Genomic DNA, 12,660 nt, shown 5'->3' on the forward strand with positions numbered 1-12,660 from the left:
GGAATTGGGGTTTTTATTGACTTATTTATTCAATCAATGATCACATCACCGTAAAAGGCTATTGCTCTAATTTTGCGCCTGATCTGTAAATGACTCTACCCCATTTATTGGTTTCAGATTGAATCAATTTGGAGAGGTCTTGGGGGCTGCCTGGTGCAGGATCAAGCCCGCTTGCTAGAAGCTTGTTTTTAACATCAGCTTGATTCAGGGCTTGACGAGTCAGGGTATTTAAGCGCTTTTGCAAGCCAGGTGGTAAGTTAGCGGGCGCCATGAGCGAGAACCACGAGGTTGCCTCAAATCCAGGCAAGCCTTGCTCAGCCATGGTTGGTATCTCCGGAGCGGCTGGGGAGCGTTTTAAGGTGGTTACCGCCAAAGCCTGCACCTCTCCTGACTTAATGAGGGGCAAAGATGAGGAAAGATTGTCAAAGAGCATCGAAATACGCCCACTAATTAGATCAGGCAATGATTGCGCCCGACCCTTATACGGAATATGACGAATTTGGACGCCCGCCATTTCCTTAAACAATTCACCTGACATATGCAAAGACGTTCCTACTCCGGATGATCCAAACGTCAGTTCATTGGGTTTCGCTTTGGCCAGCTCGATCAGCTCATGCAGGTTGTTCACACCCAACTTCTTGTTCACCACCAACACATTAGGGGTGCTGGCTAAAAAACTAATAGGCGTGAAATCGTGGATCGGATGAAAGGCTAATTTGTCATACAGAGCGCCATTAATCGCATGAATACCTACCGTACCGATTAATAAGGTGTAGCCATCCGGCTCACTCTTAGCTACTAAGTCGGCACCAATATTGCCACCATAACCAGGGCGATTTTCAACCAATACGGGTACACCTAAACTTTGCTGCCAACTTTCAGCGAGTACGCGCGCCAGAACATCGGGGGCGCCACCAGGGGTGAAGGTCACCACAATCCGAATTGCTTGTTTAGGCCAGGCGCCATTGGATTTATTAGTTTGAGCTTGAGCGGGGCTGTTGAAGATGATGCAGATCAGCAGTAATGCTAAGTTCTTTATGAGTCCTGACACTACCGTCATGCAATCACTGAGGCTGGATTAAAAACCAAAACGGTTGCACAACCAAATCCATCCATCGTATTGAACAGGATCATCTGCACAAGGACCAATGCCACACTCCAGCAGGGTGGACACCAGGTTAGCAAAAACGATAGTAATAAATGAGATCACCAAGATATTGGCAATCAATGAACGAGAGCGGACATCACGATTCGGCAACATCAGCAAAATAGCGAGGCCAGCAATCAAACCAACATAACCAACAAACGCCCAAGTATAAAAATGCAGTTCTAGAAAAGTTGCGCCAAATCCTTTATCGCCAGGCAAAATATGTAAGAGCACTTGACGCAAAGAAACCATCATCCCGACTAGGCCGCCAATAATGCCCCACCCATAATGTGCTGAGTGCGCACCACAGCGAATGTTGAGCACCAGCGCAAAACCAATAATGACAAAACCCATACGCTGCATCAGACATAGTGGACATGGAAGTTCACCAAAGTAGATCTGATCTACAAAAGCGTATGACAGCATGCCAATGATGGCAACCAAAGCCAACTGGTTACCAAGGCCCGCTAGAGAAGGAGAGGCAAACTTACTCACAGTGATCGCATTTCCTCACAGACTAATATTGAGATGACTTGTGGCATGCACTCGGAACCAGAACATCAGAATGCCGACAGTAATGGCCAGCATGATTAAAGCGGCCAGACGTTTCTCAAACCATACCAGGACTAGGCCGATAAAGGCTGTCAGAAAAGGTAGGAACATGTACATAGAAGAATTCTATCTCAGGTCGATCTTGATCTGAAAAACAAGCCTTTAGAAGGGTCTTTTGCTCAGGAGGGGGTCATAAACCCTATCCTGAACTTGATCAAACAATCTTAGTTTTGAGTGGTGTTAGACCTTCCACCATTCCCTCAAGCACATCACCCTTTTTAACGGGACCAACACCTGCGGGGGTGCCCGACATAATCAAATCACCTGGTTCCAGCGTGAATAAAGTAGAGAGATAGGCGATGGTATCGGGAACATTCCAAATCAATTGATTGAGGTCACCTTCTTGGCGTACTTCACCGTTTACCAACAATGTCACTTTACCTTTGCTAGGGTGGCCAAGTTGCGCAGCAGGCGTGATGGCAGCACAAGGAGCAGATTGGTCAAATGCTTTGCCAGTATCCCAAGGGCGCCCCATCTTCTTCGCCTCGCCTTGAAGATCACGACGAGTCATATCTAAACCGACACCGTAACCATAGACGTGCTCTAACGCTTTATCAGCAGGAATATTTGCACCGCCTTTACCGATGGCTACAACCATCTCAATCTCGTGATGCACATCCTGAGAAAGATTCGGGTATGCCATATCTTTGCCATCTGTGACGATCGAGTTCGCTGGTTTCATAAAAAAGAATGGTGGCTCGCGATCAGGATCATGGCCCATCTCACGTGCATGATCAGCATAGTTACGGCCAACACAATAAATCCGGTTCACAGCAAAACGACGGGTATCACCCACCACGGGAAGTGAAGCAACAATTGGTGGATCGATAACGTAAGTAGTGCTCATGAATAACCTTTCTAAATGGAATCTAGGGTTTTATATAAATGCTGAATAAATTATGACATCCCCGAAAAGAATGTCATTTTGTTGGGCCAGCGCGAAGTTTGAGCACCAGAATGCTCAGCGCTAAGGCAAAGGTCAAGGCATTGGCCAAAATGAGGGGCCACTTTTCAATAATGAGGCCGTAGATCAGCCACAAACCAACTCCTGCAGTAAAAAGGCTATACATCCCTACTGAGATGCCAGAAAGATCTCGAGTGCGCCACGATTGAATAGCCTGAGGTAGAAAGGCAATCGTTGTCAGAAATGCGGCGCAATAACCAATGATTTCGATTTGGTGTGGCTGCAGATCCATTGAAATGGTGAGGTGGTTAAGCAAGTAGATTAAGTGAGGGGATTAATCTTGAGTTTACTTTTTCCTGTTTAAGTCAGCCTTACGCGCTTCAATTTCTTTATTGATGGCGGTAAGTGTTTTTGCATCGGGCGACTTCCAGTTGCCGCCAGACTTATTGACCATATAAGCTACCGCATCCGAGAAACCCTCAACGCTGAGATTGGGATTACCACCCTTAGCAGGCATGCTGCGTACGCCAACATAGCCATGCGCTGTCAACACAACCTGCCCTTCAGCAATCAAGGGTGCCCACTTTGCTTTATCTCCAACCTTAGGCGCATTCAAAACGCCCGAGCTATGACAAGCTGCGCAGACTTGTTTGTAGGTATTCTCACCAGGCTCAGCGAATGCGTTTAGGCTGAGAACGCAGGCAAGAGCCAGAATCCATAGGCGGAGTGATAAGTTCATGTGGAGCACCAATTAGTAGTTCATCGTGATTAACGACAATGTATCTCAATTTGCACTTAGCCGCCCAAAAATCGCCCTAAACGTAGCTGTAATAAGCTGCCATCCGTTGGTTTGTAAAGACTCTAGACCCCAAAAAAGATTACTTAACCCTATCGAGGGATAGAGTAACCGTTTTTCACCAAGATCTGCTTTGCAGCAGCTCCCTGAAGATAGTCATACAGTGCGACTGCGGTAAGTGGCGGATTTCGCTTGAGAACCATGCGTTGCAAAATAGGCTCATATAAATCATCCGGCAAAGCAAGATATTGAATCGTTGAGCTCAACTCAGGAGATTTTGCTAGAGATAAAGCAGTAATACCAACCTTGATGGCTCCAGTACTTACATAAACAGTCGCAATGGAAATATTTTCTGCGAATATCAAGCGCCCCTGCACCTCATCCCATAACTTCATCGCCTGAAGATACTGAACGGCGGCTCTACCATAAGGCGCCAAATCAGGATTGGCTATCGAGATCTTCTGAGCGTTTCTCAGCAAGGTTTTAATACTTTCCGGGTCTGCACTTAACTTGAGACCAGCGGCAGAATTTGTAATAAGCGCCAAATGCCCGGTCGCATAAACCACTCCGCGATCACGAGTCAGGCCAGCCTCTACCAATCGCAGGGGATAAGACTCGTCTGCAGAGATAAACAAATCATAGGGTGCGCCCTGCTTCATCTGGCTGGCGAGATTACCCGATGATCCATACACAATTCGAATATTGCTACCTTGGGGATAAACCTGCTTGAAGCCCTTGATGATCTCCTCAAATGCTGGCTTGAGATTGCTAGCTATGGCGATAGTGACTGGCTGCGCATAAGCAAAAGAGCTCAGTAGACTCCATAGCAGCAATCCCAACAGGCCGATACTTTTTCTCATGTGGAATAGTTTATAGCCAACCTGCAATCTGTCTCTTCAAGCCAATTGACTTGTATCCCGGAGTCTCACCGGAAAGCGCCCGAATTTTTCGCATCAGTCTAGCAAGGTCTTTATTAGTACTCAGCTCCTCACCCATAGCCAAGAAAAAGATTTCGTCTTTTAATAGAATAAAGTCGAGGCCATTCTCGATGGCGACACTCTTCACGCCCATGCCTACATCTGCCTTTTTCGCCAAAATAGACATCGCGATCGCGGAGTGGGTGAACTCTTCGTTCTCGTAGCCTTTAATAGCGCGTGGGTCGATTCCCTCTTTATTCAAAACCTTATCTAGTAGTAGACGAGTGCCCGACCCTTTTTGTCGATTAATAAAGCGGATCTTCGTTCGCAAGAGATCTTTTGGGGAGGTAATGTTGTGAGGATTGCCTTTTGCCACCATCAAGCCCTGAACACGCTTCATTACTGGAAATATTTTCATCCCCTCTTTTTTTAGCCGCTGCGAAATAATCTGAGAGCTTGGTGCATCAGAGATATGAAAGCCTGCAATATCAACCTCATAATTGAGTAGACGCTCTAAAGCCTCGCCTGATCCTGCCGTGCTTAACTCAAAGCCGCCGACATCCATTACCGCCTTCTGAATAATCGGGTCACTACTACTAGCGAGTCGCCACTGTTTTTTTGCCTTGACCCTAAACTCAGCAAAGCCTTCTTCTAAGTGCGATAGGCTGGTTTGACCTAAACGCATTGTCTTTTGATCAAAATCATCGGTAAATTGAATCAAGTATTTGGCATATTCAGATAGTTGGGACCCATGGCCCCTCACTCTGTCCATGAGCTTGAATCCTAGAGCTTGCTCAACTTCATTGAGTTTTTGCCAAACATTGCGATAGGAAAGCCCCATCTTTTTACAGGCAGACATCAAGGTTTTGCCGTGCTCAATGTCTTTTAGCAAGCTACAGAGCCATACCAAGTCGACAACAGCCGGATCTTTTGCGTTTTTATTACCAAAAACAAGGGTCGGCCGAATCTGAATTCTCATATGTAATTTTTTGCATATTCATTGTTTGTATTATGTCAAATCTTAACCGAACATATACAAGGAAGCGAATTCAAATGAAACCCTCATTTAACCGAATATTGGCTGCCGCCATCACCGCGGTCACTTTATTTACCAGCCCTGCCTTTGCACAAGAAAAAAGTATTGTGCTGTCCTCCACTACCTCTACAGAACAATCCGGCTTATTTGGCTTCATGTTGCCAATTTTCAAAATGAAAACAGGTATCGATGTCAAAGTAGTAGCCGTGGGTACAGGCCAGGCACTCGATATCGGCCGTCGTGGTGATGCTGATGTGGTTTTTGTACATGACAAACCGGCTGAAGAAAAGTTCGTCAGCGAAGGTTTTGCCACCAAGCGTACTGAAGTGATGTACAACGACTTTGTGTTAATTGGGCCAAAGTCAGATCCAGCAAAAATTGCTGGCGGCAAAGATATCAAAGTCGCATTTCAAAAGATTGCTGCAGCACAAGCACCCTTCGCATCTCGCGGCGATAAAAGTGGCACTCACGCTGCTGAATTGCGCTATTGGAAGGATGCTGGTGTTTCTGTAGCGCCCGGTCCTACTTGGTATAAAGAAACTGGATCAGGCATGGGTCCAGCTTTAAACACTGCTTCAGGAATGAATGCTTACATCTTGGCTGATCGCGCTACCTGGCTCAGCTTTAAGAATCGCGGCGATCTTACTATTCTTGTTCAAGGTGATCCAAAACTCTTTAACCAATACGGTGTCATGTTGGTGAACCCAGCCAAGTATCCTCATGTGAAAAAAGCTGAAGGCCAAGAATTTATTGATTGGATTACCTCTAAGAACGGTCAAGACGTCATTGCTAGCTATCAAATCGGTGGCGAGCAACTCTTCTTCCCTAACGCTAAGAAATAAGGCTCATGAGAAATCCACACCTACTAATCAGCGCACTGCTCACCACTCTACTCATGGGGCTTGGCATGCAAACATCCATCGCGCAATCCAACCCTCCAAAAGTAGAGGCCACGTATGGACAAGGCGCTAAGAGTTTTAAATTAGCAACGGGTAGTCCTGGGGAACTAGGTCTATTACAGGCACTTGGTGAAGCCTTTGATAAAAAAGAAGGTGCGCGCCTGGTGTGGATTAAGGCTGGAAGTGGTGCATCCCTCAATCTACTGAAAAGTCAGCAGGTTGACATGATCATGGTGCATGCACCTGACGGCGTTAACAAGGCTATTGCTGAGGGATGGGCAACCGGCAGAACGCTTATTGGCTCTAACGAGTTTTATATTGTTGGTCCTAAAGCAGATCCAGCTAATATCAAATCTTCAACCAGTGGCGCAGATGCCTATGCAAAGATTGCGAAGGTGCAGGCTAATTTCATCTCCAGAGGTGACAAATCCGGCACGCACCAAAAGGAAATGGATATCTGGAAAAAGGCAGGCATTGCACCTGCAGGGAGTTGGTATATCTTAACCAATGACTTTATGACAGCCTCACTGAAGCGAGCCAATACAGATAAGGCATATTTCATGACCGATAGCAGTACCTGGGTTGCAGAAAAGGATATCGCTCCTGATTTGCAAATTTTGTACCGTGGTGATCCCTACCTCGTCAATACCTATGACGCCTTAGTGGCTCCTGTAGGCGCCACTGAGAATCGCGATATTGCTGCGAAGTTTATTCAATTTGTGGCATCTGCTGAAGGTCAGGCCATTATTCGCAATTACGGAAAAGCTCAATATAAAGAGCCGCTCTACAACGATGCTGTCTATGCTAAACAATATGTCTACTAGGAAAAATCATGGAACTTAAAGTCAAACTCAGCGCACGCAATACCCTCAGTGGCAAAGTTGTTGAACTCAAAATGGGTCAAACTACTTCTCACGTGAAATTGGATATTGGTGGGGGTCATATCGTGACCGCATCGATTACCAATGAGGCTGTAGATGAACTTAATCTCAAGGTGGGTGATCAGGCTTGGGGTGTAATTAAGGCCTCTGACGTCATGATTGCTAAGGACGCTTAATCGGGCGCTTAATCAGACATTTAACTAGACCTGAATCATTTCTTGTTGTACAAAAGGCCCGCATTTGAACTGACCCACAAAAGCTGGACAGTTTAATTAGGTTAGCACGAGGGATTGAGTTCGGTAATTAACTGGACTTAATCCCTTTAGCTTTTGTTTGATCCGATCATGGTTGTAGTAGTCGATGTATTCCCTCAGTTGCGCTTTAAATAATTCGATAGTCTCAAACTTCTGTTGGTAGAAGAACTCGGTCTTCATCACTCCAAACCAGTTTTCCATGACAGCGTTATCCAAGCAATTACCTTTCCTGGACATGCTCTGAGTAATGCCTTGCTGGTGCAGGGCCTGCTGATAAATACCCATCCGGTATTGCCAGCCTTGGTCTGAGTGCAGCATGGGTTTATCTTTTGGTTTTAGTTGCTTAAAAGCTTTTTGGAGCATCTGCATGACTGAGCTAATCTGTGGTCGATCCGCAATCTCATAGGAGATGATCTCTTGGTTATATAGATCTAAGATGGGTGAGAGATACACCTTCTGCCCTCCGATATTGAACTCGGTGACATCAGTAACCCACTTTTGATTGGGTTTGCTAGCTACAAAGTGGCGCTCTAGCAAGTTGGGGGCTACCTTACCCACAGACCCCTTATAAGACTGGTAGCGCTTAGGGCGAACGGTGGATTTGAGTCCAAGTTGTCCCATGAGCTTTTGTACAGTCTTAGGATCAAGGTAGTGTTGCAAGTTACCGAGCTCCAAATGGACTCGCCGATAACCATAGCGCCCTTTGTGGCGATGGTAGATGGCGCTGATCTGGGTCTTGACTGCAAGATAGGGATCAGTCTGCTTACTAAGCCCCACCTGGTAGTAATAAACACTTCTAGCCATCTTGGCGACAGCCAAGATGATCTGTAAGGGGTATTGCTGCCTTAACTCAGTAATTACTTGGGCTTGTTCTTGCTTGCCAAGTGTTTTTGCTGGGCTAAGGCCTCGAGCTTTTTTAGGTAATCAGTCTCCACCCTGCGGTACTCAAGCTCTTGCATGAGCTCTTGTGGAGTCATCTGGGTCACCGGCTTATTAGTCGGAATAAATGGTTTACAGGGTTTTGACATGGGTGGCCGTCCCTTGGGCTTAGGTTCTAGGGCTGTGATACCGCCTTCATTGTAAAGACGTTGCCATTGACCAATCGTGCTGGGTGCGGGGATATTAAAGTGGGCTGCCGCTTGATTAATGGAGAGCTGGTGCTGCCCCATATGCTGCAAGACAGATAGCTTGAAGGTAGGCGTGTACTGGACGTAACTCTGATTGAGGCTGTGTGGGCCATGGGCTTTGTAAGCATGAACCCATTTGCGAACATAGGCGTATTTAACGCCGTATTGATCTCCAATAGTTTTAAAACCACCCCTACCGGAGAGGTAATGCTGAATAACTACTAGCTTAAACTCTTTGCTGTATTTGGACATGAGACTGACCCTGTTGAGTTGGATTGGGTGTCCAACTTTTGTGGGTCAGTTCAATTGCGGGCCTTTTTATTTACAACCTCAGCACTTAGTAGTGATGAAGTTAAGGTTTTAAATGCTTACTTCTTTGGCGTTACAAAACCAATCGCTGTATCGTCAACAAACTCTACGATGACTTCATCACCAGCTTTGAATTTCTCGAGGCCTAGCACGCTTTGATCCACTTTCACTCTTTGCTTCTCACCTGAAGGCAATGTGAATGTCACAACACGAGTTTTTGCATCGATCGTAGTGATTTTCACTGTTGCATAAATAGTGTCAGTAGTTTCTTCAAACGGCTTAACAGAACCTTTGCCAGCAATTACAACTGAACGCACGCCAGAAACGCCTGGTTTTGCACCTTTAGGGGCTGCCACTAAACCAACTGCAATCGCTTGAGCATGCTCAACAACAAAAAGGTCGCCCTTCTTCACTTTGTCCAAATCATTCACTTGCTTAGATACGTTCATTTGCGCCAAATTACCGTTAGCATCTTTCAACACGACGATACGCTTCTGAACATCAACAGAATCCACAGTAGCAGTTAATACGACTGCTTCAGCGGCCAATGGCATCATTTTTGTTGGGGCCTGAGCAAATGCAGAGCTGGCAACAACTAAACCGAGTGAAGCGACTAATGTAGCTAATAAAGATTTCTTCAAAATAACTCCTAGATAAAGGTTTTTTAAGGAGGCGCTGAATTACCAGCACTTCAAATTCATTCTAACCCTGAAGTGTGTTGCTTATATGACCTATAACTAGTATTTGAGGCACAAAAAGACTCTATTTGTTACATTAGAACGTGTAGGCCACCACTTTACTTTTGATAAATAGACACCGTGATATTGATAAAACCCTGGAAAGATGCTCTAAAAGAGGCCTACCCCATCCGTAAGACTGTTTTTATTGAAGAGCAAGGTGTTCCAGAGTCCATGGAGCTAGATGAATTCGACCCCCTGGCTCAGCATGCCTTAGCCTACCAAGGAAGCCACTGTATTGGAACCGCCAGACTGATCCTCTTGCCTGGACATCAGGGTCATTGCGGTCAAATTGGTCGAATGGCTGTATTGTCAGCCTATCGAAATCAGGGTGTTGGTGGGCAACTACTCCACGCCTTGCTTGAGGCGGGTCAATCTTTAGGTATTCGTCAATTTAAATTGCATGCCCAACTTTCAGCTATTCCGTTTTACGAGCTCCATGGATTTATCGCGCAAGGGGATATCTATGATGAGGCGGGGATAGCGCATCGCGATATGATCTGCACTATCTAATGGCTACACATTACTTCTGATTGATTACCCATGATCCCAACAACTAACCCACCCTTCCTTTTTCGTGTCTGCTACTCAGATACCGATGCAGCAGGATTTATCTATCACGCTCGCTACTTGGAAATCTTTGAGCGTAGCCGCTCAGAGTGGCTTCAGCAAAGAGGATTGAGCCCAACAAAACTAATCAATGAGTTTGGCATCTTGCTACCAGTTCGTGAAATCACTATGAACTTTCATAGACCGGGGCGCTTGGATGATCTGTTGAGCATCGATCAAGTTATTGAACATCGTGGTCGCACCCAAATTGCAGTTAAGCAAACTGCTCAACGCATTACCGAGGGTGCTGAGCCAGAACTCATTGCCAGCGCCCTACTGCATATTGTTTGCGTTGATACTAAAACCCTCAAACCCAAAGGATTACCAGATTGGCTTTTTAAAGCCGATGAGTAATATTGCCATTCAGGAGGGCACGATGCACGAAGGTAAATTACTGACATTTGTAAAAAGTCTTGCCATGCTTCTAGAAACTGATCCTAACGAAGAGCTTATTTTTTCTCAGGGAAGAGTCCTGTTAGAAAACCTGATTAAGGTAGATGACTGGCTACCCCCTGAGTTTTGCAAACCGCATCCACAGTATTACCAGCAGTACCTACTCTATGCAGACCCACTGGATCGCTTTTCAGTAGTCAGCTTTGTTTGGGGCCCTGGACAAAAGACCCCGCTACATAACCATACTGTTTGGGGAATGGTGGGTCAGCTACGAGGACAAGAACGAAGCTCAAACTATTGCCAACAATCCGATGGCAGCTTCAAGGCGGATGGATCGGTTGTTTGTAAACCAGGTCAAGTGGCAACGGTATCTCCTCAAACGCATGATATTCACATGGTGGAGAATGATTTAGAGGATCAAATCTCGATTAGCATCCATGTATATGGCGGTAATATTGGACGGATTGAGCGGGCAGTTTTTGATCCCATTACCGGTACTGAAAAATTATTTATCTCAGGCTATGCCAACACCGTAACCCCGAATCTTTGGAATACCACTGTCAGTCCTACCTAATAGCTTAAAATAAGGCCTCTTTCTGCAGACACTTCAAGTGTGGCAGCTCACCCCATTGGCCGGGACAGTCGTTTAATTGAATACGGGCCAATATTTATTTGGCTCCTATGTTATTTACAGATCTTGGTTTATCAGAATCCATTCTTCGCGCTATTAGCGAGGAAGGCTATACCAGCCCTACCCCTATTCAAGAAAAATCAATCCCTGCCGTTTTAAAGGGTGGCGATTTACTTGCTGCAGCTCAAACCGGCACCGGCAAGACCGCTGGTTTCACCCTGCCGATTCTTCAGCGCCTAACGACTACCGCCAAGACTACTGGCAAGCGTCAATTGCGCGTGTTGATTTTGACTCCCACCCGTGAATTGGCCGCTCAAGTTCAAGAATCCGTAGTCACCTATGGAAAATATACTGGCCTCAAATCCACGGTGATTTTTGGTGGTGTCGGCGCCAACCCGCAAATTAAAGCTATTGCAGCGGGGCTTGATATCTTGGTGGCAACGCCCGGCCGTTTACTGGACTTAATGTCTCAGAACTGTGTTTCCCTCGCTCATATTGAAATTCTTGTGCTCGATGAAGCTGATCGTATGCTCGATATGGGCTTTTTGCGTGACATTAAAAAGATTTTGGCTGCACTACCAAAGCAGCGTCAGAACTTACTATTTTCCGCAACCTTCTCAACTGAGATCAAGGCTTTAGCCGATGGTTTACTAAACTCTCCGGCGCTAATTGAAGTGGCTCGCAGTAATAGTACAAATGATGCGATTGCTCAACTGATCCATCCGGTAGACAGAACTCAGAAACATCCCTTATTGGCGCATCTGATTAAAACCAATCAGTGGCAGCAGGTCCTGGTGTTTACTCGCACTAAACATGGCGCTAACAAACTGGTTACGCAACTAGAAAAAGATGGTATTACAGCCATGGCGATTCATGGCAACAAGAGTCAAAGTGCGCGCACTAAAGCATTGGCAGAGTTTAAGGATGGAAAAATTACCGTCTTAGTTGCTACTGATATTGCTGCACGTGGTATCGATATTGATCAGCTCCCCCATGTTGTGAACTATGACCTGCCAAATGTCTCAGAGGATTATGTGCACCGCATTGGTCGAACTGGTAGAGCGGGCTCTAACGGGGTCGCAGTCTCTTTAGTCTGCGTTGATGAACATCAAATGCTCAGAGATATTGAAAAACTCATTAAGCAGAAACTACCTCAGGAAGTGATTGCTGGATTTGAGCCAGATCCAAACGCAGTAGCACAACCTATTCAATTACGTAGTCAGCAACATCAGCAATCCAGAAAACCTCGTCCGGCTGGTGCGGGAAGTGGTGGCAGTGGCGGTGGTGGCGGTAGTGGCGGTGGTGGCGGTGGTGGTAAGCCGGCAGCTAAACGCACTAGTCCACCCAAGCGTAGTTTTAATCGGTAACTTTCACTGGGATCACCGTCATACCATGAGGTATGACGGTG

17 protein-coding genes are annotated in these 12,660 nt (G+C 46.0%); 7 read left to right on the forward strand and 10 right to left on the reverse strand.

The features are described from left to right. Nucleotides 1–58 precede the first annotated feature (58 nt). The 8 genes from DN92_RS06750 to DN92_RS06785 form a co-directional block, all read right to left on the reverse strand. A complete protein-coding gene (locus DN92_RS06750; RefSeq protein WP_173960514.1) occupies nucleotides 59–1,060 on the reverse strand; it encodes a Bug family tripartite tricarboxylate transporter substrate binding protein in 1,002 nt (333 codons plus the stop codon). An 18-nt stretch (nucleotides 1,061–1,078) separates the two neighbouring features. Next, nucleotides 1,079–1,642 (reverse strand): disulfide bond formation protein B, encoded by a 564-nt coding sequence (locus tag DN92_RS06755; protein WP_217426015.1) that lies wholly within the window; start codon nucleotides 1,640–1,642, stop codon nucleotides 1,079–1,081. Nucleotides 1,643–1,657: 15 nt separating this feature from the next. Next, the gene (locus tag DN92_RS06760; protein WP_173960515.1) at nucleotides 1,658–1,816 is read right to left on the reverse strand and encodes a DUF5993 family protein; all 159 of its coding nucleotides are present in this window, start codon (nucleotides 1,814–1,816) and stop codon (nucleotides 1,658–1,660) included. Between the two features lie 97 nt (nucleotides 1,817–1,913). Then, a complete protein-coding gene (locus DN92_RS06765; RefSeq protein WP_173960516.1) occupies nucleotides 1,914–2,606 on the reverse strand; it encodes a fumarylacetoacetate hydrolase family protein in 693 nt (230 codons plus the stop codon). 73 nt (nucleotides 2,607–2,679) lie between these two features. Further along, nucleotides 2,680–2,955 carry a SemiSWEET transporter gene (locus DN92_RS06770; RefSeq protein ID WP_173960517.1) on the reverse strand — a complete coding sequence of 92 codons (276 nt, stop codon included), beginning with the start codon at nucleotides 2,953–2,955 and terminating at the stop codon, nucleotides 2,680–2,682. Between the two features lie 54 nt (nucleotides 2,956–3,009). Beyond that, nucleotides 3,010–3,402 carry a c-type cytochrome gene (locus tag DN92_RS06775; RefSeq protein ID WP_173960518.1) on the reverse strand — a complete coding sequence of 131 codons (393 nt, stop codon included), beginning with the start codon at nucleotides 3,400–3,402 and terminating at the stop codon, nucleotides 3,010–3,012. Between the two features lie 149 nt (nucleotides 3,403–3,551). Then, nucleotides 3,552–4,319, reverse strand: coding sequence for a molybdate ABC transporter substrate-binding protein (modA, locus tag DN92_RS06780; protein ID WP_173960519.1), 768 nt, complete (start codon nucleotides 4,317–4,319; stop codon nucleotides 3,552–3,554). 10 nt (nucleotides 4,320–4,329) lie between these two features. Beyond that, nucleotides 4,330–5,355: a substrate-binding domain-containing protein gene (locus tag DN92_RS06785; protein ID WP_173960520.1), complete on the reverse strand. Its 1,026-nt coding sequence runs from the start codon at nucleotides 5,353–5,355 to the stop codon at nucleotides 4,330–4,332. A 74-nt stretch (nucleotides 5,356–5,429) separates the two neighbouring features. Here DN92_RS06785 and DN92_RS06790 point away from each other — a divergent pair, with 74 nt between their 5' ends. Genes DN92_RS06790 through DN92_RS06800 form a run of 3 tightly spaced genes read left to right on the forward strand, consistent with a single transcriptional unit; the run spans nucleotide 5,430 to nucleotide 7,368 of the window. Next, nucleotides 5,430–6,254 carry an ABC transporter substrate-binding protein gene (locus DN92_RS06790; protein ID WP_173960521.1) on the forward strand — a complete coding sequence of 275 codons (825 nt, stop codon included), beginning with the start codon at nucleotides 5,430–5,432 and terminating at the stop codon, nucleotides 6,252–6,254. Nucleotides 6,255–6,259: 5 nt separating this feature from the next. Further along, complete coding sequence (locus DN92_RS06795; protein WP_173960522.1) at nucleotides 6,260–7,135, forward strand: ABC transporter substrate-binding protein; 876 nt, start codon at nucleotides 6,260–6,262, stop codon at nucleotides 7,133–7,135. Between the two features lie 8 nt (nucleotides 7,136–7,143). Then, nucleotides 7,144–7,368 (forward strand): TOBE domain-containing protein, encoded by a 225-nt coding sequence (locus DN92_RS06800; protein ID WP_173960523.1) that lies wholly within the window; start codon nucleotides 7,144–7,146, stop codon nucleotides 7,366–7,368. A 96-nt stretch (nucleotides 7,369–7,464) separates the two neighbouring features. Here the strand turns inward: DN92_RS06800 and DN92_RS06805 are convergent. Continuing rightward, nucleotides 7,465–8,825, reverse strand: a protein-coding gene (locus tag DN92_RS06805) for an IS3 family transposase (protein WP_173959528.1) whose coding sequence is annotated in 2 segments (ribosomal slippage) — nucleotides 7,465–8,366 and nucleotides 8,366–8,825 — 1,362 coding nt in all. Because the reading frame shifts where the segments join, the coding sequence is not laid out codon by codon here. Nucleotides 8,826–8,941: 116 nt separating this feature from the next. Beyond that, nucleotides 8,942–9,523 carry a hypothetical protein gene (locus DN92_RS06810; protein ID WP_173960524.1) on the reverse strand — a complete coding sequence of 194 codons (582 nt, stop codon included), beginning with the start codon at nucleotides 9,521–9,523 and terminating at the stop codon, nucleotides 8,942–8,944. A gap of 177 nt (nucleotides 9,524–9,700) precedes the next feature. Between DN92_RS06810 and DN92_RS06815 the strand changes: the two genes are divergently transcribed. The 4 genes from DN92_RS06815 (at nucleotide 9,701) to DN92_RS06830 (ending at nucleotide 12,619) form a co-directional block, all read left to right on the forward strand. Beyond that, nucleotides 9,701–10,132 (forward strand): GNAT family N-acetyltransferase, encoded by a 432-nt coding sequence (locus tag DN92_RS06815; RefSeq protein ID WP_173960525.1) that lies wholly within the window; start codon nucleotides 9,701–9,703, stop codon nucleotides 10,130–10,132. Nucleotides 10,133–10,162: 30 nt separating this feature from the next. Further along, a complete protein-coding gene (locus DN92_RS06820; protein ID WP_173960526.1) occupies nucleotides 10,163–10,582 on the forward strand; it encodes a YbgC/FadM family acyl-CoA thioesterase in 420 nt (139 codons plus the stop codon). Beyond that, nucleotides 10,575–11,195 (forward strand): cysteine dioxygenase family protein, encoded by a 621-nt coding sequence (locus DN92_RS06825; protein WP_415836395.1) that lies wholly within the window; start codon nucleotides 10,575–10,577, stop codon nucleotides 11,193–11,195. Before DN92_RS06820 ends, DN92_RS06825 begins: the two co-directional genes overlap by 8 nt. A 107-nt stretch (nucleotides 11,196–11,302) precedes the next feature. After that, entirely contained in the window at nucleotides 11,303–12,619 is a 1,317-nt protein-coding gene (locus DN92_RS06830; RefSeq protein ID WP_173960527.1) for a DEAD/DEAH box helicase, read from the forward strand. Nucleotides 12,620–12,660: the final 41 nt, after the last annotated feature.

It is taken from the genome of Polynucleobacter arcticus (assembly GCF_013307205.1).
In the GTDB taxonomy this organism is placed as follows: Bacteria; Pseudomonadota; Gammaproteobacteria; order Burkholderiales; family Burkholderiaceae; genus Polynucleobacter; species Polynucleobacter arcticus.